This window comes from Caballeronia sp. SL1002 (assembly GCF_057814995.1).
In genome coordinates this window covers 1,934,579-1,953,836 of record NZ_JBYMUW010000002.1, presented here as the reverse complement: position 1 = coordinate 1,953,836, position 19,258 = coordinate 1,934,579, and the positions used below count along the sequence as shown (strand labels likewise).

Annotated in this window: 17 protein-coding genes and 2 pseudogenes; 10 read left to right on the top strand and 9 right to left on the bottom strand. The window is 63.0% G+C overall.

Annotated elements, in window-relative coordinates:
• The first annotated feature begins 71 nt into the window (after nucleotides 1-71).
• From tnpC to AC3D25_RS11580, 4 genes and pseudogenes are all read left to right on the top strand, one after another.
• Nucleotides 72-1,649 (top strand): IS66 family transposase, encoded by a 1,578-nt coding sequence (gene tnpC, locus AC3D25_RS11595; protein ID WP_488888343.1) that lies wholly within the window; start codon nucleotides 72-74, stop codon nucleotides 1,647-1,649.
• Nucleotides 1,650-1,716: 67 nt separating this feature from the next.
• Nucleotides 1,717-2,415: a hypothetical protein gene (locus AC3D25_RS11590; protein WP_488888533.1), complete on the top strand. Its 699-nt coding sequence runs from the start codon at nucleotides 1,717-1,719 to the stop codon at nucleotides 2,413-2,415.
• 3 nt (nucleotides 2,416-2,418) lie between these two features.
• Nucleotides 2,419-2,667, top strand: coding sequence for a CppA family protein (locus AC3D25_RS11585; protein WP_488888532.1), 249 nt, complete (start codon nucleotides 2,419-2,421; stop codon nucleotides 2,665-2,667).
• Nucleotides 2,668-3,014: 347 nt separating this feature from the next.
• Nucleotides 3,015-3,320: pseudogene (locus tag AC3D25_RS11580) on the top strand (thymidylate synthase); the annotation flags it as partial.
• A 73-nt stretch (nucleotides 3,321-3,393) separates the two neighbouring features.
• Here the strand turns inward: AC3D25_RS11580 and AC3D25_RS11575 are convergent.
• The gene (locus AC3D25_RS11575; RefSeq protein ID WP_488888531.1) at nucleotides 3,394-4,146 is read right to left on the bottom strand and encodes an ArsR/SmtB family transcription factor; all 753 of its coding nucleotides are present in this window, start codon (nucleotides 4,144-4,146) and stop codon (nucleotides 3,394-3,396) included.
• A 159-nt stretch (nucleotides 4,147-4,305) separates the two neighbouring features.
• Between AC3D25_RS11575 and AC3D25_RS11570 the strand changes: the two genes are divergently transcribed.
• From AC3D25_RS11570 to AC3D25_RS11560, 3 genes are all read left to right on the top strand, one after another.
• On the top strand, nucleotides 4,306-4,476 hold the full coding sequence (locus tag AC3D25_RS11570; RefSeq protein ID WP_488888530.1) for a hypothetical protein: 171 nt from the start codon (nucleotides 4,306-4,308) through the stop codon (nucleotides 4,474-4,476).
• A gap of 95 nt (nucleotides 4,477-4,571) precedes the next feature.
• Nucleotides 4,572-5,096 (top strand): acyl-CoA thioesterase, encoded by a 525-nt coding sequence (locus tag AC3D25_RS11565; RefSeq protein WP_488888529.1) that lies wholly within the window; start codon nucleotides 4,572-4,574, stop codon nucleotides 5,094-5,096.
• Nucleotides 5,097-5,227: 131 nt separating this feature from the next.
• A complete protein-coding gene (locus tag AC3D25_RS11560; protein ID WP_488888528.1) occupies nucleotides 5,228-6,766 on the top strand; it encodes a methyltransferase regulatory domain-containing protein in 1,539 nt (512 codons plus the stop codon).
• Nucleotides 6,767-6,872: 106 nt separating this feature from the next.
• Here the strand turns inward: AC3D25_RS11560 and fumC are convergent, their stop codons facing one another.
• The 5 genes and pseudogenes from fumC to AC3D25_RS11535 form a co-directional block, all read right to left on the bottom strand.
• Entirely contained in the window at nucleotides 6,873-8,291 is a 1,419-nt protein-coding gene (fumC, locus tag AC3D25_RS11555) for a class II fumarate hydratase (RefSeq protein ID WP_488888527.1), read from the bottom strand.
• A 52-nt stretch (nucleotides 8,292-8,343) separates the two neighbouring features.
• A complete protein-coding gene (locus AC3D25_RS11550) occupies nucleotides 8,344-9,963 on the bottom strand; it encodes a phospholipase D family protein (RefSeq protein ID WP_488888526.1) in 1,620 nt (539 codons plus the stop codon).
• 374 nt (nucleotides 9,964-10,337) lie between these two features.
• A pseudogene (locus AC3D25_RS11545) lies at nucleotides 10,338-11,780 on the bottom strand (MATE family efflux transporter).
• 189 nt (nucleotides 11,781-11,969) lie between these two features.
• Nucleotides 11,970-13,028: an NAD(P)-dependent alcohol dehydrogenase gene (locus tag AC3D25_RS11540; RefSeq protein ID WP_488888525.1), complete on the bottom strand. Its 1,059-nt coding sequence runs from the start codon at nucleotides 13,026-13,028 to the stop codon at nucleotides 11,970-11,972.
• A gap of 276 nt (nucleotides 13,029-13,304) precedes the next feature.
• Nucleotides 13,305-13,526 (bottom strand): RNA-binding S4 domain-containing protein, encoded by a 222-nt coding sequence (locus AC3D25_RS11535; RefSeq protein ID WP_488889670.1) that lies wholly within the window; start codon nucleotides 13,524-13,526, stop codon nucleotides 13,305-13,307.
• A 378-nt stretch (nucleotides 13,527-13,904) separates the two neighbouring features.
• Here AC3D25_RS11535 and AC3D25_RS11530 point away from each other — a divergent pair, with 378 nt between their 5' ends.
• From AC3D25_RS11530 to AC3D25_RS11520, 3 genes are all read left to right on the top strand, one after another.
• Nucleotides 13,905-14,312 carry a hypothetical protein gene (locus AC3D25_RS11530; protein ID WP_488888524.1) on the top strand — a complete coding sequence of 136 codons (408 nt, stop codon included), beginning with the start codon at nucleotides 13,905-13,907 and terminating at the stop codon, nucleotides 14,310-14,312.
• 130 nt (nucleotides 14,313-14,442) lie between these two features.
• Nucleotides 14,443-14,706, top strand: coding sequence for a hypothetical protein (locus tag AC3D25_RS11525; RefSeq protein WP_488888523.1), 264 nt, complete (start codon nucleotides 14,443-14,445; stop codon nucleotides 14,704-14,706).
• A gap of 165 nt (nucleotides 14,707-14,871) precedes the next feature.
• Nucleotides 14,872-16,971 carry an ATP-dependent helicase gene (locus tag AC3D25_RS11520; protein WP_488888522.1) on the top strand — a complete coding sequence of 700 codons (2,100 nt, stop codon included), beginning with the start codon at nucleotides 14,872-14,874 and terminating at the stop codon, nucleotides 16,969-16,971.
• Between the two features lie 299 nt (nucleotides 16,972-17,270).
• On the opposite strand, the gene AC3D25_RS11515 is transcribed toward AC3D25_RS11520, so the two are convergent.
• The 3 genes from AC3D25_RS11515 to AC3D25_RS11505 all read right to left on the bottom strand — a co-directional run bounded on the left by AC3D25_RS11515 (nucleotide 17,271) and on the right by AC3D25_RS11505 (nucleotide 19,217).
• Entirely contained in the window at nucleotides 17,271-18,035 is a 765-nt protein-coding gene (locus AC3D25_RS11515) for a DUF4088 family protein (protein WP_488888521.1), read from the bottom strand.
• Between the two features lie 130 nt (nucleotides 18,036-18,165).
• Complete coding sequence (locus AC3D25_RS11510; protein WP_488888520.1) at nucleotides 18,166-18,516, bottom strand: AzlD domain-containing protein; 351 nt, start codon at nucleotides 18,514-18,516, stop codon at nucleotides 18,166-18,168.
• Complete coding sequence (locus AC3D25_RS11505) at nucleotides 18,513-19,217, bottom strand: AzlC family ABC transporter permease (RefSeq protein ID WP_488889669.1); 705 nt, start codon at nucleotides 19,215-19,217, stop codon at nucleotides 18,513-18,515. Before AC3D25_RS11505 ends, AC3D25_RS11510 begins: the two co-directional genes overlap by 4 nt.
• Nucleotides 19,218-19,258 lie beyond the last annotated feature (41 nt).

The window sequence follows — 19,258 nt, the reverse complement described above, 5'->3', positions numbered from 1 at the left end:
TGTCAGCGTCAGCCGGCCTGTTACAAATTCCCGTAAACCCATCGCGCGCGACACTTCGTTATCGTGGAAGCATGAACGAGGACGACTTCTCCCGATTGCCGCCAGCCGCCCAGGCCTATATCCGTGAACTCGAGACACGCAATCGGCAGCTGGGCGAACGGATCACGCAGCTCGAAGAGCAGTTCCGCCTCGCGCAAAGCAAGCGATTCGCCCCAAGCAGCGAGAAGCTCAAGGATCGCGTCTTCGACGAGGCCGAACAGGTCGTCGGCTCCGAACCCGACGACATGGACGCCGGCGCCACTGACGACGCGTTTGTGCTCCCCGACACGGGCCTGCCGGATCCGCCGGCACCCACGAGAAGCAAACCGGGACGTAAGCCTTTACCGGCGCACCTGCCACGCCAACGCATCGAATACGATCTGCCCGAGAGCGCGAAGGTATGCCCGTGCTGCGCGCACGCGCTGCACCGCATGGGCGAAGAGCTCAGCGAACAGTTGCACATCGAAGTCAAGGCGTCGGTGCTTCAGCACGTGCGCTTCAAGTATGCATGCCGCCACTGCGAGCGCCACGCCGAGCGCACGCCGGTCATCACCGCACCGATGCCGGCCCAGCCGTTGCCGGGCAGCAATGCCAGTGCGGCGATGATCGCCACGGTCACCGCGGGCAAATACGTTGACGGAACACCGTTGTACCGGATGGCCCATGCGCTGGCGCGCGCGGACATCGAAGTCGGACGCGCTACGCTGGCGAACTGGATCATCCGGCCTGCTGAGTTGCATTACAGCCGTCTGTACGAGGCGCTGCGCAAGACACTGCTGTCGCAACAGCTGATTCACGGCGACGAGACCACGGTACAGGTGCTCAAGGAGCCGGGCAAAGCCGCTCAGAGCACCTCGTATATGTGGGTGTACCGTAGCGCTGAAGACTGCTCTGAACCCGTCGTGCTGTTCGACTACCAGCCAGGGCGCGCTCAGCAATATCCCCAGGCGTTCCTCGCGGGCTACAAGGGCCTGCTGATGACCGATGGATACGCCGCCTGGCGCACGCTCGAAGGTCCGATGCACTTTGGTTGCCTGGCCCACGCCCGGCGTGCCTTCGTGGATGCCCTCAAGGGCATGAAGAAACCAGGCGGGCGGGCCGCACATGCACTGGAATACTTCAAGGCGCTCTACCAGGTCGAAACACTCGCAAAGGGGGATCTGCCCGAAAGCGAGACGCGCGTCGATTACACCTTCCGGCTGCGCCAGCTACACAGCGTGCCGCTGCTCGAATCCTTCAAGAAATGGCTTGACGAACTGGCACCGCAGATCCTTCCTGAGAGCCTGCTGGGCAAGGCGATCTCCTATACACGCAATCAGTGGACGTACCTGAGCCGCTACGTGAACGATGGGCGCGCCCCAATCGATAACAACGTGATCGAGCGTGACATCAGGCCATTCTGCACCGGCAGATCCTCATGGATGTTCAGTGACACGGTTGCTGGCGCGAAGGCCAGCGCCATGATCTACAGCTTGATTCTCACGTGCCGAGCGTGCAACGTCGAACCTTATGCGTATCTCGTACGGGTACTCAGCGAATTGCCGCAACGAGCATTAGACGCCGATGTTACCGACCTGCTGCCGTTTAACTTCTCGAAGCATACGCCTTGACCGCTTAACAACGCTTGATCCAACCACCGTATTGACGCGACTGTTGCCACGCGGTCACGTTGGTCCCGTGTGCCAGATCGAGCGCTTACGTAGATTCGAATGTCGGGCATTGCAAGTGTGCCAATTGCCATCGCGAGAAAAGGCGGTTCTGGCGCTAGCGCGGCGCGAAGCACTCGAAGTGAAGTTGGTGGAAACAAAGAACAGTCGACAACGTATCATCTTGGTTTTGCCGGATTTGATTGAAGACACTTGGGATTACATTGAAAATCAGCGGAGAGCTATTGTCGAGAGGTTCAGCGCCAAGCGTCCGAACAGGGCCCTTCCCAAGGAAGTTTTACTATCGAATAAAACGGGGTTGGCGCTTACTGACAAGGCAATCACGAACGTGTTCACCGCCCTATTTTCTCGTGCTCAGGTGTCGGGTCACGAGCATCGTTTGCGCGCAACGCACCTTTATTATCTATTTGAAGCTAGGCTCGATGCAGAGGAGGCGCGAATGGTCTCGCTGGGCAGGTCGCGGTCGGAGGTGGACTATGAATTGGTATTGCGGATGGTGGCCGACCAAGCGGGACACAAGAGCATCGAAAGCCTTCGTCCATATCTCAATCTAGCGCGAAAGCGGAGGCGCAACCGGAAAGAGGTAGAGGAAGCCGTCACGTTAGAACAGAGTATTGCTTATAAGAAGGCTGAACTCGCTGCGCTTGAGGCGCAATGCGCTGCACGACGCGAAGAAAATGCGGCTTTGGAAGCCGCAGCGATGAAGTAGAAAATGGCGACGAGAAACGAACTCATCATCGAAACGGCCAGAGACCAGAGAGCGCTTGAGTGGCTGGTGCGGCAAGCCGGGTGGGGCCGCATAGACGAGGTTTTAGCCGCGTTGCCGGGTAAAAGAAAGCCCTACGTCTCAAACATCGCGAAAGCGCTGCATATGGTTGTGCCGGAGTCCGTATTAGTGACTCCGGCGGAGCAAGCTCGCCCCGAACTTAAGAAGATATTGGACTATCTGAAGCAAAAGTGACGCTAACAACTATTTTTCAGTTTCCTGAGTCAATGGTCCGCGCGCTTGAGTCGTGACCGCGAACCCGCCGGCACAACATGCTCGGCTCACGGTGGCATTCTAGTCATACATTTCGAGAATACGGGGTGCTGTCGCTCAAATTTCGGTCGGCGTCGTAAAAATACCATTCGACCCCTGTTGATTGATTTTTAAGTTAATAAAATTTTGAACTGCGTTCGTCCCAGGCCGGCCGGCCTGGGACGAAGTCCTCGTTCCGGCAGGAACGAGGACCGGATTTTAGAAATATTGATTCAGGTAACCAGTGGTATGGATACGATTTCGGCGATAGACCCGTCAATGTGCCATAACCGTTTAATCTGACCGAAGGCGCGGCGCTGTTGCATCTCGTTGGACGGCTGACGGGCTATACGCCGCGCTGGTTTACATATTTTATCGGCGACGCGCATATTTACGAGAATCAGCTCGACATGCTCAACCAGCAACTAACGCGCGAGCCTTATCCCGCGCCGCAGCTCGTGTTGTCTGAGCGCGTGCCGGATTACGCGGTCACCGGGCGATACGAACCGGAATGGCTGGAGAAGATCGAGCCGTCGGATTTCTCGCTCGAAGGGTATCGGCATCACGAAGCGCTCAAGGCGCCGATGGCGGTTTAAGCTTCATCGCTTCAATGAAACGCGCGGCTTTAAGCCGCGCGTTTTGCGTTCTGTGTCCGATAACGGCGCCTAACTACGGCGAAAGAAACGCCTCGAAATGCGCGCGGCCGCTTGGCGTCACGCGTAAAACGCGACGCTTCGCCGTCGACTCGATCCAGCCGTGCGCCGTGCAGGAATCGAGGAATGCCGCGCCGAGCGCGCCGCCGAGATGCGGCCGCCGCTCGCTCCAGTCGATACACGTACACGCGAAACGCCGCCGCCGTGCGCGCTCGGCGGAGAGGTCGATCCCCAGCCGCGCAAATTCGAGCGCGCCTTCCGGCGTGGCGACAAGCGTGGTCGGACTGGGCTGCTTTTGCACCGCGTCGGGCTCGAGCCAGCGCCGCGTCATCAGACTGTCGAAAATCCGCACGGCCAACTCGCCCGCCAGATGGTCGTAGCAGGTGCGCGCGTAGCGCATTTCGAGCGGCACGGCGGACGGCGGGCGCGCCGGTTCGCGTTCCGGCGCGCTCACCTGCGCCAGATTCGCCAGCGCCTCGATCGCGGCGGCGATATCCGGCGTGGCGATCCGGTAATAGCGATGCCGGCCGCTCACTTCCATCGCGAGCAACCCGCTCTCGGAGAGCCGCGCCAGATGGCCGCTCGCCGCCGACGGCGATAAACCCGCGATCATCGTCAGCTCGCCGGCGGGGCGCGCGGTGCCGTCCATCAGCGACCACAACATCGCCGCGCGGCCCGGATCGGCGAGCAAAGCGCCAATTCGCGACAGGCCGGGGAAATGGCGGGCGCGCGCCTCGGGGTCGTCGTGGGCGAGAAGGGTCCTGGTCATGGCGTTTCTCCGTTGGAGTCTTAAGCCCTACTTTATCCGGGCCGGACAGCCGATGGTTCAGCGCGCGATGAAATGTCGATGCATCGCGAAGCCGCCCGCTGGCGCCGCGCGCGCTTAGAATGGTTCTTTCCGTTTCGACGTCGAAGTTCGAGGTAAGCCATGTTCAAAATTGTAATTGCCGCGCTCGCCGTGGTTCTGGGCTGCGCCGCGTGCGCGGGCGGCGCATCGTCGTCGGGCGCGTCGCCGTCTGGCGCGTCGCCGTCTGGCGCGGGATCGGGCAGCATCACGATGTACGGCACGGTCGACGAAGGCATCACGCTGCGGAAATAGTCCGCCGCGCAGCTAGTCCGCGCAGCCAGCGGATTTGTGCGCTCGTATAATCCGCGTTTCCATCCCGATAAAGCCGGATTCACCGGTCGCCCCCCATGAACACGCCGATCCCGACTCCGCCCGCCACCGCCTCGGTTGCCGACCGCTCCGAAACCACCTTCCGCTTTCTCGCCGAGCCGACCTCCGTGAATTTCGGCGGCAAGGTACACGGCGGCGCCTTGATGAAATGGATCGACGAAACCGGCTACGCGTGCGCCGCGATGTGGTCGGGCCGCTATTGCGTGACGGTGAGCGTCGGCAATATCCGCTTTCGGCGGCCGATTCTCGTCGGCAACGTGGTCGAGTTGCGCGCGCGTGTCGTCGCGACGGGCCGCACCAGCATGCATCTGCATATTTCCGTGCACGCCGGCGACCCGAAGCGCGCCGAATTGCAGCAGACGACGGATTGCCTCGTCGTGTTCGTCGCCGTCGATGAAATCGGGCAGCCGGTGCCGGTGCCGCCGTTCGTCCCCGTCACCGACGAGCAGAAGCGTCTCGCGAAATACGCGATGGACGTCAAGGACGCGCTCGACGCAATCGTCGAGTTGAAGCCGGAGGAAGTGGCCGCGGGCAAGGTCTGAGGTAAGACCGTCATTGGTTAAATCAGAGATTTCTCATTTATCGGGCAAGGGTTGGCGGGCATAGTCCGTCCTCGTTTCGCGGGCGCTCCAAGGCGGCGCGAGAGCCACGAACCTCGATGAAGGAGAAATGCATGAGCTGGGCTGCGGGATACAACAATTCGGTTGCATACACGACGGGCTTTTATCAGGAACAAAGCCCGACCTGGCTGAAGGCCTGCCTCGTGATGCAGCGCGTCGCGCCGCCGGCCGGCGGCAAGTTCACCTATTGCGAACTGGGTTTCGGCCAGGGTCTCACCTCGCTGATTCTCGCCGCCACGCATCCCGAGGGCGACTTCTACGCCTGCGATTTCAACCCGCTGCATGTGATGGCGGCATCGTCCGTTCGCGACGAAGCGAAGCTTGGCAATCTCACTCTGCTCGAACACAGCTTCGGCCAGTTGGCCGATGGCGAAGCCGCTCTCCCGATGTTCGATTTCGTGACACTTCACGGCATCGTCTCGTGGATTTCGGCCGAAACGCGCGGTCAGATCGTGCGTTTTCTCGCGCGATATCTGAAGCCGGGCGGCGTGGTGCAACTCAGCTATAACGCCATGGCGTCGTGTGCGCAAGTCATGCCGTTGCAGCGCCTTCTCACGGCGCACGCGAAGCATCGCAATGAACAGTGGGCGGGCGCAGCGGCGTTCGCTCAGAAGCTGGTCGCGCAGACGGCGTTCCATTTCGAGCGAAATCCGGATTCGAAAGCGCGCGTGAACACCTTTGCCGACGCGGATCAGCGTTATCTCGTGCACGAATACATGCACGAGCAATGGACGCCGTTCCATTTCACCGATATCGCCGCCGAACTCGCCGACGCCAAGCTGACCTACGCGGGCAGCGCGCGCTTTGTCCAGATGGCGCCGGTCGCGTGGCTGACGGGCGAGCAGGCGGAACTTGTCGCGTCGATCGGGGACCCGGTTTTCGCCGAGGAAGTGCGCGATTTCTTCTGTAATCGCGGGTTCCGCTCGGATGTCTTCGTGCGCGGCAAGGCCACGCTGACCGACGCGCGTCTGCGTGAGGAAGCGAAACACGTTTATCTGTGGCCGGTCGCCGGCGCGCAGTATCGCGCGAGCGTTCAACTGGAACATGCCACGATCGACCGGAGCGAAGACGCGCACCGGCCGCTGTACGATCTCCTTCGCGCGGCGCCCGGGGAACTCACCCTCGATCAGGTGCTGAACGCGCCGCAACTGGCGGCGAACAACGACATCAACGCGATCATGCAACTCGTGCGTTTCTCGATCGCGGCGGGCGAAACGTTGATCCGCTACGGCGAAACGCAACCGGCCGACGCAGCCGAGCGTCTGAACGCCGTGTTGCTGAGCCGCGCGGAGTTGGGCGAGGGCTGGGACGCGCTGGCGTCGCCGCGCATGGCCGGCGGCGTGCCGGTCGGCTTGCTCGACCAGCTGGTGATGGCCGCGATGCAGGGCAGCGCGGGAAAGAAGAACGACACCGACACGATCGTCGAACGGGTTCAGGCCGCGCTCGTGCGTACCGGACTCGTGCTGCGCGTGGGCGGCGAGCCGCCGGCGCCCGAGGATATCCCGGCCGCGCTACGCAAGATCCTCGCGGATTCGGGCGCGCTGCTCGTCGCGAATGCGAAATCGCACGGGCTGTGGGCTACCGTCGAATAAGCGCGGGTTGATCGAGCGGTAACGGCAGCAAAAAAGAAGCGCGGCTCTGGGCCGCGCTTCTTCGTTTCTAAGTCATGCGTTCTAAGCCATGATTTGCGGTGCTGATTCAGCGCGCGCCGACCATCTCATCTGGTTTCACCCACTCGTCGAACTGCTGCTCGGTCACGTAGCCGAGCGCCAGCGCCGACGCCTTCAGCGTCGTGCCTTCCTTGTGCGCCTTTTTCGCGATTTTCGCGGCCTTGTCGTAGCCGATATGCGGATTGAGCGCTGTCACCAGCATCAGCGATTCATTCAGCAAACTCTCGATCCGGCTCTCGTTCGGCTCGATCCCGACCGCGCAGTTATCGTTGAAGCTCTGCGCGCCGTCGGCCAACAGGCGCACGGACTGGAGCACGTTGTGCGCGATCATCGGGCGGAACACGTTCAGTTCGAAATTGCCGCTCGCGCCGCCGAAGTTCACCGCGACATCGTTGCCGAACACCTGGCAGCAGAGCATCGTCACGGCTTCGGACTGGGTCGGATTGACCTTGCCCGGCATGATCGAACTGCCCGGCTCGTTTTCGGGAATCGACAATTCGCCAAGACCGCAGCGCGGGCCGCTCGCGAGCCAGCGGATGTCGTTGGTGATCTTCATCAGCCCCGCCGCGATGGTTTTCAGCGCGCCGTGCGCGGCGACGAGCGCATCGGCGGCGGCCATCACCTCGAACTTGTTCGGCGCCGTTTCGAACGGCAGGCCGGTCAGGCGGCCGATCGCGCTTGCCACCTTCACCGCGAATTCCGGATGCGCGTTCAGGCCCGTGCCGACCGCCGTGCCGCCGAGCGCCAGTTGATAAAGATGCGGCAGCGTCGCCTCGACGTGGCGGATGCCCTGATCGAGTTGCGCGACGTAGCCGGAGAACTCCTGGCCGAGCGTGAGCGGCGTCGCGTCCTGCAAGTGCGTGCGGCCAATTTTCACGATATCGGCGAACGACTTGGCTTTCTGGTCGAGCGTTGCGCGCAGCGTCTTCAACGACGGCACCAGATGCTTGACGATGGCGTAAGCAGCGGCGATATGCATCGCGGTCGGAAACACGTCGTTCGACGATTGCCCGCGATTCACGTCGTCGTTCGGATGGACTTGGCGCGCTTCGCCGCGCTCGCCGCCCATCAGTTCGCTCGCCCGGTTCGCGATCACCTCGTTCAGGTTCATGTTGGTCTGCGTGCCGGAACCGGTCTGCCAGACGGCGAGCGGGAACTCGTCCGGATGCTTGCCCGCGATGATTTCGTCGGCGGCGGCGATGATCGCGCGCGCCTTGTCGTCGGCAAGCACTTTCAGGTCGGCGTTCACCTCGGCGGCGGCGCGCTTCACCACGGCGAGCGCGTGAATCAGTTCCGGCGACTGTTTTTCGCTCGAAATCTTGAAATTCTGCAGCGAGCGCTGGGTCTGTGCGCCCCACAACTTCGCGTTAGGAACGGCAATTTCGCCGAACGTGTCCTTTTCGAGTCGAACGTCGCCTTTGGTATCGTCGGTCACATCGTCGGTCATGGCTTCATCACTCCTTCAGGTTCGCAGGGCGGCACGCGCCGCGTGTCATTCGTTATAGCTGCTGGTCCACGGGCAGCATCATGAAAAGTCCGGTCATCGCGTTGCGGTAGAGACCGGCGTTCGGATCGAAATTGTAGGTAACCGTCGCGTTGTTCTCCTCGGTCGTCCAGACGAGCGGCGACATCGGCGAGCCGGTCGCGCGCAACGACGCGAGTTCGGCGGGCGAGGCGAGCTCGACGCGATAACTCGACGCCGGCTGCACGCTGCGGTCGAACAGCTTGGCGGCTTGATCGGCGATCGGCTTGCTGTAGACCACGAGCGCGAGTTCGGTGTTCAGATCGGCCGAACGCGGATCGAGATTCATCGAGCCGATCACGAGGATACTGCGATCCACGACATACGCCTTGGCGTGCAGGCTCGCGCGCGACTTCGAGCCGAACAGCCCGGCGCGCGGCGCGCTGTCGCCTTCGGCCTGCACCGGCTTGAATTCGTACAGTTCGACGCCTTCGCGCAAAAGCGGCTCGCGATACGGCGCGTAGCCCGCCTGCACGGCGACCGCGTCGGTCGCGGCGAGCGAATTGGTCAGCACGGCCACCCGCACGCGGCGCGCGGTGAGATCGCCGAGCGCCTTCACGCCGACGTCGTGCGGCACGAAATACGGCGACAGCACCAGGAACTCGCTCTGCGCGTTGCTCACGAGTTCGCGGAGGCGCTCCATCGGCGGGCTTTTGTAGTCCGGGTCCGGATGCTCGATCTTCGACGGCGAATCCACTTCGAACTCCGTGCGCGCCCAGACGAGCCCGAGTTCGTCGCGGGCGATCTGCTGGGCGAGCGGCGTGGCGTTCAGCGGCCGGGCGTTCAGCGCGTCCGCCTGCGAGCGCCAGTGCTGGCGCAGGTCGTCGCGGGTGGCGTCGAGATCGGCGGGATCGAAATTTTGCTTGTTCAGCGCGCGCAGCGGATACGCGATGCCGCTGTTCCAGTAATCGTCGAAGCTCGCGGAGATCTTTTGCGTGACCGGGCCCGCGGCGAACGCATCGAGATCGCGGAACTGGAGCGTCGCGCTCGCGCTGAAATACGAATCGCCGAGGTTGCGGCCGCCGACGATCGCAATCTGGTTATCCGCGATCATCGCCTTGTTGTGCATGCGCCGCGTGAAGCCGTCGATCTTCGTGAAGAGATTCGTCGTGCGCTCCGAGAAACTGCGGGTCGCGCTGCCGAACGGATTGAACACGCGAATCTCGATATTCGGATGCGTGTTCAGCGCGGCCATGATGCGGTCGATGTCCTTGAAGTTCAGATCGTCCACGAGCATCCGGACCCGCACGCCGCGATCCGCCGCGTAAAGCGCCGCGCCGAGCAGCAGCTTGCCGGTGTTGTCCTCCTCGGCGATGTAGTACTGCATGTCGAGCGTCTTCGTGGCGGCGCGGGCGAGCGCGACGCGGGCTTGCAGCGCGTCGGTGCCGGTCGGCAGCAGCAAGATGCCCGACTGGCCCGGATGCGCGTGTTCGAGCGGCGCGAGGGCGTCGCCGAGCGCCGTCTGCGTGGCGGCGGGCAAAGCGTGCGTGACGGGGCGGTCGAAAGCGGTAGCGGGCGGGCGCGTGGCGCAGGCGCTGAGCAGCACCGCGGCAAGCGCGGCGGCCGCTAAGCCAAGCGTGCGGCGGGACTGAATCAAGAGAGGCGTGAATGCGTGTGTTGCTGAAAAAAACCTGCTTTCCGACACGTCGAATCCTCAAGGTGACTGTTCCATGGCCCGCCGCGAGGATCGCGCGGGCGCCAGGATCTCGCATTAGCAAGGATCGTGCTTGGAACCAGTATCCATGGGAGATTTTAGGGGATTTGGGATTGGGTCGCGCAATAGGCACGTCACAAGCGCGCCTTTCGCCACATTGCCGAGCCGAAAGCGGACGAAAAAAAGCCCGCTCTGGGAGCGGGCTGAATACCCCTGTCACTGGAGTCTCAAGGAGACGGCTCAATCCTAGCAACGGCCGCACGCGCGGCCAACCAACGATGCGTGCTTTGCTTATGCGCGTGATCTTCGGCTGAACGCTAGGCCGGATGGCGCGGCGCGGTGCCACCCGCTTTCGCGTCGCGCTCGGCCGCCAGCACGCCCCGCTCGACGATCCGCCGGCTTAAGCGATGAAAACGCAGCGTCATCAGCGCGGCGACGCTCGCGAGCCCCGCCGCCAGCCCCCACCACAGGCCCTTCGTGCCCGCCTCGAAGTGAAACGCAAGCAGATAGCCGGTCGGAAAACCGATTCCCCAGTAGCCGAAGGTCGCGGCGAGCATCGGAATGCGGGTGTCCTTCAGACCGCGCAGGCAGCCGGAACCGACCGTCTGCATGCCATCGACGATCTGAAACACCGCCGCGACGCCCAAAAGCGACGTGGCGAGCGCGACGGTCTGCGCGTTCGCGGGGTCGTCGAGCGTGAGATACAGCCCGACGATCCAGTGCGGCGCCACCACCAGCACCGTGCCCGACAGCATCATGAACGCGACGCCCAGCGCGATCGCGACGAAACCCGCGTGGCGCGCGGCCAGCGGGGCGCCCGCGCCGATCCAGTACCCGACCCGCACGTTCGCCGCCTGGCCGATCGCGAGCGGCACCATGAACGCCACCGACGCCACGTTCAGCGCGATCTGATGCGCCGCGAGCGGCGCTTCGCCGAGCAGGCCGACCGTCATGCCGGTGGCGAGTTAGAGCGTCGATTCGACGCCGTAGGTGATGGCGACCGGCCAGCCGATGCCGAACAGTTCGCCCATGAGCGGCATCTGCACGCGTGCTGCGGTGACGAAATGCCGGTAGCGCGGCCGCAGATGCAAGAACGCGACGAGCGCGAACGCCGTGAGCCAGACGGTGATCGACGTGGCCGCCGCCGAGCCGAGAAAGCCGATGCGCGGCAGCCCGTAAGCCCCGTGGATCAGCCCGTAGTTCAGGAAACCGTTCACGAACACGCCCGCAATCGACACCCACAACAGCCGCTTCGCCGCGCCGATCGCGGGCAGGAACGCGCGCATCATCCCGATGCCGATCAGGCTTCCCGGCGCGCCCCAGCGCAGCACCGCGCAGTATTCGCCGACATTCCTCGCGAGCGTCGCGGGCTCGTTGAACGCGAGCAGGATGGCTTCGGCGTAGCTCAGGAGCGCGAAGGCGGGCACCGCGAGCAGCACGGACAGCAGCAACCCGGTCCAGTAGATATGCGGCACGCGATGTTCGGCATTCGCGCCGCGCGCATGCGACACGGACACGCTCACCGAGGTCAGCACGCCCTGCAGCAGCGTCACGACGACGAAGAACAGGTTCGCGCCGAGACCGCCCGCCGCGAGCGCATCGGGGCCGAGCGAGCCGAGCAGGATGGTGTCGGTCACGCCCATCGCCATTTGCGAAAGCTGGGCGATGGCGAGCGGGGCGGCGAGCCGCGCGGTATCGACGGCGTGGCGGGTCAAGCTTGGCGGCGCGTTGGCCGGACGGATAAAGCCGGATTGCATGATGAATTCGGTTGAGAGGCGGGCGCGCCGGAAAGGATACCCGTGCAGCCGCCGCGTTTTCGGACTGGAATAAAAGCGCGGAACGCGTGGAGCAAAAGCAACGGGCGGTGCGGGAAACCGTTTCAGGTTCCGCACCGCCCGCTCGTTCCAGCAACTGAAATGAAACCGAAATTGGAACGAAAGACGACTAGCTTATTGCTTGAGCGTCGCCATGTCGATGACGAAACGGTACTTCACGTCGCTCTTCAGCATGCGCTCGTAGGCCGTGTTGATCTGGTCCATCGGGATAATCTCGATGTCAGACGTAATGCCGTGCTTGCCGCAGAAGTCGAGCATTTCCTGCGTTTCCGCGATCCCGCCGATCAGCGAACCGGCCAGCGACCGGCGCTTGAAGATGAACGGGAAGATCTGCGGCGACGGATGCGGATGCTCGGGCGCGCCGACCAGCGTCATCGTGCCGTCGCGCTTGAGCAGCGTGACGAACTGGTCGAGGTTGTGCGACGCCGCGACCGTGTTCAGGATGTAATCGAAGCTGTTCGCGTGCTGCGCCATCTGGTCCGCGTCCTTCGACACCACCACTTCGTGCGCGCCGAGACGCTTGCCGTCCTCGATCTTGCTCGGCGACGTCGTGAACAGCACGACATGCGCGCCGAACGCCGCCGCGAGCTTCACGCCCATGTGGCCGAGGCCGCCCAGCCCGACGATCCCGACTTTCTGCCCCGGCTGCACGTTCCAGTGGCGCAGCGGCGAATACGTCGTGATGCCCGCGCACAACAGCGGCGCGACGGCGGCGAGTTCGAGGTTCTCGGGAATTTGAAGCGTAAAGGCTTCATCGACGACGATCGACTTCGAATAGCCGCCCATCGTCATTTTGCCGGTGTGCTTGTCCGGCGCGTTGTACGTGCCGACAAAGCCTTCCGGACCTTCGCAATATTGTTCGAGGCCTTCCTTGCAACTGGCGCACGTGCGGCACGAATCGACCATGCAGCCGACGCCCGCGAGCTGGCCGACCTTGAACTTCGTCACTTCCGCGCCGACTTCGACCACCCGGCCGACGATCTCGTGACCCGGCACGACCGGATACACCGCGTTCTGCCATTCGTTGCGCGCCGTGTGCAGGTCCGAGTGACAGACGCCGCAATACAGAATGTCGATGCGAACGTCATGCGCGCCAGTGTCGCGGCGATCGAACGAGTACGGGCCGAGCGGCGCGTCGGCGGATTCGGCGGAATAACCTAGCGTCTTGAACATGGAGAGGCTCCTTTTGGGGCATTGAGCGTGATTGGCTTGCTGGACGAGTGAGCGCTCGGGCGAGGAGCGCCGGTTTGCCAGCAAGGGAAAAACGAGAGGGCGCGAGCGGCTGTAGGGCGGCGCGCCTGAAACGAACTTCGGGGCTGAATCTAACGATACGAGAGGATGCAAACGCCGCCGAAGCGGCGCAACAGCGGCCGGGCGTCGACGGTTGAGGGACGTTACCACCGATGGCGAATCTCTGCCCGATGCGCCCGCGCGATCGCTGACCGAGGCTCAAGCCGGCTTGAGCACCTTGATCTTCGATCCATCGAGCATCACGGTCTGGCCCGCGCGGATCTTGCACGTCTTGCGCAATTCGACGCGGCCGTCGACTTTCACGTCGCCCATTGCGACGCGCGCCTTGGCCGAGCCGCCGCTGTCGGCGAGGCCCATCAGTTTCAGCAGATTGTGAAGTTCGACGTAGTCGCCGGTCAGGGCGAATTCGAGTTGCGGCATGGCGGAGTTTTCTTGGGGGTCAGGAAGGCGCGCGGGCGGATGCCCGAAGCGGCGGCGGACACTGGACGAATCCCGCGCATCGCGCCGCAAGATCGCCATGATAAGCCACGCGGGCATGCGCCGTGCTGTACCGACGGCGCACTGCCGCTTGCGTGAACTTTGATTTTCCCAAATGTCAGGAAATGAAACCTTCGGTAACAATGACTGGTTTTCGCGAACTGACAGGCGAGCGGCGGGTCAATCCTTATGATCGATGCAGTCCCGGTCGTTCTCAACTCGAAGAAGGCGGGCAGCCCGCAAGACGCTAGAAGTACTACGGCATCGCGTTGAATTGCGGCTCGCTCGCGGATCAAAGACAAACCGGAAAAGGAACTACAGATGACTCAAGTTCGAAACCTGCTGTTGGGCACCACTGCTTTTATCGCCATCTCCACTGCGGCTTTCGCGCAGACACCGGCCACTCCCGGCGCCGACGCCGGCCAGATGTCCGCGCAAGTGCAGGGCGCGCCGGGCGTGACGCCGCCGCCGCAGAACCTGGTCGCGCCCGCGCCGACGGACCCGCTGGTTCAGAAGCGCAACGCGAACGCACAGGCGAACGCGGAATACAAGGCATCGAAGAAGGCTTCGAAGGACGCGCGCAACGCCGCCAACAAACAGGCGAAGGCGCAGTACAAGGAAGAACTGAGCAACGCCAAGATCAACCGCAAGGCCGACAAGCAAGCCGCGACCGCCGAACTGAAGGCTGCCGAGCCGAACGGCCCGGATCACCCGACGCTGGAACATTGATAGCCGTCTCTGGACGAGGCATGGAGCTTCGTCCAGCTTGCCGTGCAGCAACCCGTGCAGCAACCCGTGCAGCAACCCGTGCAGCAACCCGTGCAGCATGCCAATAACACTCGAATAGAAGAGCACCAACATGACATCGACCAGCAAAAAACTCAGCGCGTTGCTTCTGGCCGGCGTATTCGCCACGGCCGCGGGCGCTGCGTTCGCACAATCGTCGAGCACCGCCGCGCCGATGACGCACGCCGACAAGAAGGCCGCGAAGAAGCAGGCGCAAGCCGACAAGGACGCCGACGTCGCCCAGGCTAAGGCCGACAAGAAGAAGACCGAATCGCAATCGGAAGCGAACGAAGCCGCCGCCGATGCGAATCTGAAGAACGCGAAGAAAGCCCAGTAAGCCGTTGCAGTCCGCTTGAACGCTGCAAAACGAACGCCGATTGCCCGCCCGGTTCGCCCGTGCGGGCCGTTTCGTTTTTAGGGCCAAAAGCCTGCCGCGCCAAGGACTTGCACACGCGGGTTGTATGGATATACAGTGTGCGTCACCTTTCCCTCGAAGCCACCCGTGCTGACGCTCAACCGACCCGCTCCCGCCGATTTCCCCTATCTCTCGAAGCTCAACGATGCCCAGCGCGAGGCCGTCGAGTTCGGCGCGGACGAGGCGGACCGGATCGGCGGGCCGCTGCTCGTGATCGCGGGCGCGGGGTCGGGCAAGACCAACACGTTGGCACACCGCGTCGCGCATTTGCTGGTGAAGGGCGCCGATCCGCATCGCATCTTGCTGCTCACATTTTCACGCCGCGCCGCGCAGGAAATGACGCGCCGCGTGACGCGCATCGCGATCAACGCGCTCGGCTCGAAGGCCGCGATCGCGCAAGGGCTGCAATGGTCGGGCACGTTTCACGGCATCGGCGCGCGTTTGCTGCGCGATTACGCCGATCTCGTCGGCTTGTCGCCGTCGTTCACCATCAACGACCGCGAGGATTCCGCCGATCTGATGAATCTCGTGCGGCACGAACTCGGGTTGTCGGCGAAAGAAAAGCGTTTTCCGGCCAAATCCACGTGTTTTGCGATTTATTCGCGCGTGGTGAACACGGGCGCGTCGCTCGCCACCGTGCTCGATCAGGCGTTTCCGTGGTGCCGCGAATGGGAAGCCGATCTTCGCGCGCTGTTCGCCGCTTACGTGAACGCAAAACAGGCGCAAAGCGTGCTCGATTACGACGATCTGCTGCTCTACTGGTCGCATCTCGCCGCCGAGCCCGAGATCGCGGCGGACTTGTCGAACCGTTTCGACCACGTTCTCGTGGATGAATATCAGGACACCAACCGTCTGCAGGCGTCCATCCTGCTCGCGATGAAACCGGACGGGCGCGGCCTGACGGTGGTCGGCGACGACGCACAGTCGATCTACTCGTTTCGCGGCGCGACGGTGCGCAACATTCTCGATTTCCCGGCTCACTTCGATCCCCCCGCGCGATGCGTGACGCTAGAACGCAACTACCGGTCGACGCAGCCCATTCTGGAAGCGTCGAACGCGGTGATCGGACTGGCCGCCGAGCGGTTCACGAAGAATTTGTGGACCGACAAGGCGTCGGCGCAGAAGCCGCGCATCGTCACCGTCGCCGATGAAGCCGATCAGGCGCGCTATATCGTCGAGCAGGTGCTCGAAGCGCGCGAGGGCGGCATGACGCTCAAGTCGCAAGCCGTGCTGTTTCGCACCGCGCATCACAGCGCGGCGCTCGAGATTGAACTGACGCGGCGCAATATTCCTTTCGTGAAGTTCGGCGGCCTGAAGTTTCTGGACTCGGTGCACGTCAAAGACGTGCTCGCGGTGCTGCGCTGGGCGGAAAATCCGCGGGATCGCGTGGCCGGGTTTCGTGTCGTGCAACTGCTGCCGGGCGTCGGGCCGGCGATCGCGGGCCGCGTGCTCGATCAGGTCGCGGCGGGAGACACTGCGCGCGCGCTCGCCGGATTTGCCGCGCCGGCGCGCGCGAGCGAGGACTGGCCGCAGTTCGTCGCGATGATGGCGAAAGTGTGCGGCCGCGAGAGCGGCTGGCCCGCTGAATTCGAGATGATCCGGCGCTGGTACGAGCCGCACCTGGAGCGCAATCACGAAGACGCCGCGATCCGCCACGGCGACGTGCTGCAGATGGAAAGCATCGCGTCCACTTACCCGACGCGCGAGCGGTTTCTGACCGAACTCACGCTCGATCCGCCCGATGCCACGAGTGATGAATCCGGTGTTCCGTTGATCGACGAGGATTATTTGATTCTCTCGACCATCCATTCGGCCAAGGGGCAAGAGTGGCGCAATGTGTTCGTGATGAATGGCGTCGATGGGTGTATTCCTTCGGATCTCGGGACCGGTAGCGAAGCTGAGATCGACGAGGAACGGCGGCTTTTATATGTCGCGATGACGCGCGCCAAGGAGGATCTGCACATCGTTACGCCGCAGCGGTTTTATGTGCACAATCAGGCGCATCTCGGGGATCGGCATGTTTGGGCTTCGCGGACGCGGTTTATTCCTGCGGAGCTTTTGGCGCGGTTTGATGCTGCCGCTTGGCCTGTTGTTTTGCGCGGCGGGCCGCCTACTGCTTCGGGGCTTGCTGCTGCCGCGCGGGCCAAGGTCGATATCGCTGCGCGGCTTAAGAAGATGTGGGAGTGACTGTCTTTTTGCGCTGCCGGGAAACTTGCTTTCTTTTTGATCTATTAGCGATGCCCCTGTGCGGGGCGGCAGTCACTTTCTTTGGCTAGCTGCAAAGAAAGTAACCAAAGAAAGTAACCAAAGAAAGCAGCTTATCCGCCCAAGTGTCCACCACTCATAATTTCGCGGATAGGCGCGCAAGCCGATTCGGATATCGCGCAGTTATTCGAATTGGCACAGCGCCTGTCAGTTCCATCCTCGCTGCGCTCGGACGTTGGGGCTTTCCGGGCCTGGCGCTTGTGCCGTTTGCTTCTCTTTCTTTATCGCTGCGCGCGCGATGGTTTCGGCGTTCGCGCCGGGGGCGCGAAGATCGCGCGGAGCCAGGACGCGAAGCGCGTGAAGCCGTCGTAGGGTTCTTCTATGAACAAATCCGGCTTCAGCGAGCGCAAATATTCCAGCACTTGCTGCGCTTCCTGCTTCTGGATCGAACCGTGGAAGATGCCCAGACGCAACAAACATCGCAATTCGCCCAGCTTCTCCCGCGCATTCGATCCCACACTATGCTCGACCGCGATCTTCGTCTCGTAGACGCGCTGCCGCAACGAATCCGCAAGCCGCCACGCCGGCGTCTGCATCTTCGCCTCGACCTCGGTAATGTCCATCGCCGCCGCCTTCATCTGCGCCGCCAACGCATCTATCTGCGACTCGTCGCCCTTCGCCTCCGTCACGATCGCCGTCGCCCACGCTCGCGATGCCTTCACCAGATCCTCAGCCTTCCAGTCGGACCGCACCGCAAAACTGAAACCGTGTTCCGCCGCCTGACCGATCAGAATCTCCACGACCTCCGGAAATTCCTTGTCGAGCGCGCGTTTTGCCCACGCGTACTGGCCGTTTTGCAGCATGCGCTGCACGGCCTGCTCGGTGAGCGGCGTTGGATTGTCGAGCAGCTTCGCGCGCAGGAAATCCTCGAACGACGGCGTGATGAACTGCGGATCGAATTTGAGCGACAGACGAATGAACGACTCGAAATCGCGTTTCAGCGAATCGATCGTCTCTTCCCGCAAATTGAGGGTGATTTGACCCATGTGTGTTCCCGGTTCCGTCCCGAATTAACATCGGGATCGGCAAATACTTTCGGCACCCGAGTAGACGGGGCCATTCGACTCTTATTACGGCACTCGCGCCGGGAACTTGAGTGCTTTATCGTCGCCGCTCCTAGGCGATCACTACCAATTGCCAGAAGAAGAACACGGCAAGCGCCGCGCCGATCGTCACTAGCGGCCGCCGCGTCGCCACGCACACCGCCACGCCCGCAAGCGCGGCGATGAGTTGCGGATTGCGCCAGGTGATTTCCGCGCCGCCGCCGTGCGGGGACACGGTCATCGGAACGATGATCGCGGTCAGCACCGTCACCGGCACAAAGCCGAGCGCGGTCTGGACCACAGGCGGAAACGCCAGGCGCTCGCCGAGCACGAACACGGCGGCGCGGATCAGGTAGGTGACGAGCGCCATGCCGAGAATCAGGACGACATAGCTCGAAAACATCGTGTGCAGAACGGCGCTCATTGCGTGCGCTCCTTGTGATGCGGCTTGGCTGCGCGCGGCGGACGGGCGCGGCCGGCGCGCTTATCGCCGATCAGCGTCAGCGCCATGCCCACCGCGATGCCCGCCAGCACGGCCGCAAGCAAACCGAGCTTGTACGGCCACGCTTGCCACGCGAACGACAGGACGCCCGCGGTGAACGCCGCGCCGATAAACCGCACGGCGACGAGCTGCGGCACCACGATCGCGATAAACGTCGCGACCATCGCGAAATCGAGGCCGAGCGCCTGCAAGCCGGGAAAAGCCGCGCCGAACAACAAGCCGGCGAGCGTCCAGAGCTGCCAGTTGAGATACATCGCGAGGCCCGAGCCGAAGAAATAGTACGGCCCGGTTTCGCCCGGCGCGCGCTTTCGATAATGCGCATAGACGACGGCGAAAACCTCGTCGGTCATCATCGCGGCGAGCGTGAGACGCCAGCGCGCGGGCAAATGCGCGACGTACGGCGCGAGCGTTGCGGAATAGAGCAGATGGCGCAGATTGACGACGAACGTCGTCGCCCAGACCACGGCGAAACTCGCGTGCGCGGCAATCAGTCCCACGCCGATAAATTGCGCCGATCCCGCGAATACGGCGAGCGACATCGACTGGCCGTGCCAGAGCGCGAGCGGGCTCGCGGTCACGAGCGTGCCGAAGATCACGCCGAACGGCGCGGCGCCGATCATCATCGGAATGGTGTCGCGTGCGCCCGCGGCGAATTCGCCGAGGC

Excerpts from the sequence above, each read along its gene's own strand:
- AC3D25_RS11585 (WP_488888532.1), top strand. The coding sequence starts at position 2,419 with ATGGCGACGAGAAACGAACTCATCATCGAAACGGCCAGAGACCAGAGA.
- AC3D25_RS11515 (WP_488888521.1), bottom strand. The coding sequence starts at position 18,035 with ATGGGTCAAATCACCCTCAATTTGCGGGAAGAGACGATCGATTCGCTG.
- AC3D25_RS11525 (WP_488888523.1), top strand. The coding sequence starts at position 14,443 with ATGACATCGACCAGCAAAAAACTCAGCGCGTTGCTTCTGGCCGGCGTA.
- AC3D25_RS11540 (WP_488888525.1), bottom strand. The coding sequence starts at position 13,028 with ATGTTCAAGACGCTAGGTTATTCCGCCGAATCCGCCGACGCGCCGCTC.
- AC3D25_RS11565 (WP_488888529.1), top strand. The coding sequence starts at position 4,572 with ATGAACACGCCGATCCCGACTCCGCCCGCCACCGCCTCGGTTGCCGAC.
- AC3D25_RS11530 (WP_488888524.1), top strand. The coding sequence starts at position 13,905 with ATGACTCAAGTTCGAAACCTGCTGTTGGGCACCACTGCTTTTATCGCC.
- fumC (WP_488888527.1), bottom strand. The coding sequence starts at position 8,291 with ATGACCGACGATGTGACCGACGATACCAAAGGCGACGTTCGACTCGAA.
- AC3D25_RS11535 (WP_488889670.1), bottom strand. The coding sequence starts at position 13,526 with ATGCCGCAACTCGAATTCGCCCTGACCGGCGACTACGTCGAACTTCAC.
- tnpC (WP_488888343.1), top strand. The coding sequence starts at position 72 with ATGAACGAGGACGACTTCTCCCGATTGCCGCCAGCCGCCCAGGCCTAT.
- AC3D25_RS11575 (WP_488888531.1), bottom strand. The coding sequence starts at position 4,146 with ATGACCAGGACCCTTCTCGCCCACGACGACCCCGAGGCGCGCGCCCGC.
- AC3D25_RS11560 (WP_488888528.1), top strand. The coding sequence starts at position 5,228 with ATGAGCTGGGCTGCGGGATACAACAATTCGGTTGCATACACGACGGGC.
- AC3D25_RS11505 (WP_488889669.1), bottom strand. The coding sequence starts at position 19,217 with ATGATGATCGGCGCCGCGCCGTTCGGCGTGATCTTCGGCACGCTCGTG.
- AC3D25_RS11510 (WP_488888520.1), bottom strand. The coding sequence starts at position 18,516 with ATGAGCGCCGTTCTGCACACGATGTTTTCGAGCTATGTCGTCCTGATT.
- AC3D25_RS11570 (WP_488888530.1), top strand. The coding sequence starts at position 4,306 with ATGTTCAAAATTGTAATTGCCGCGCTCGCCGTGGTTCTGGGCTGCGCC.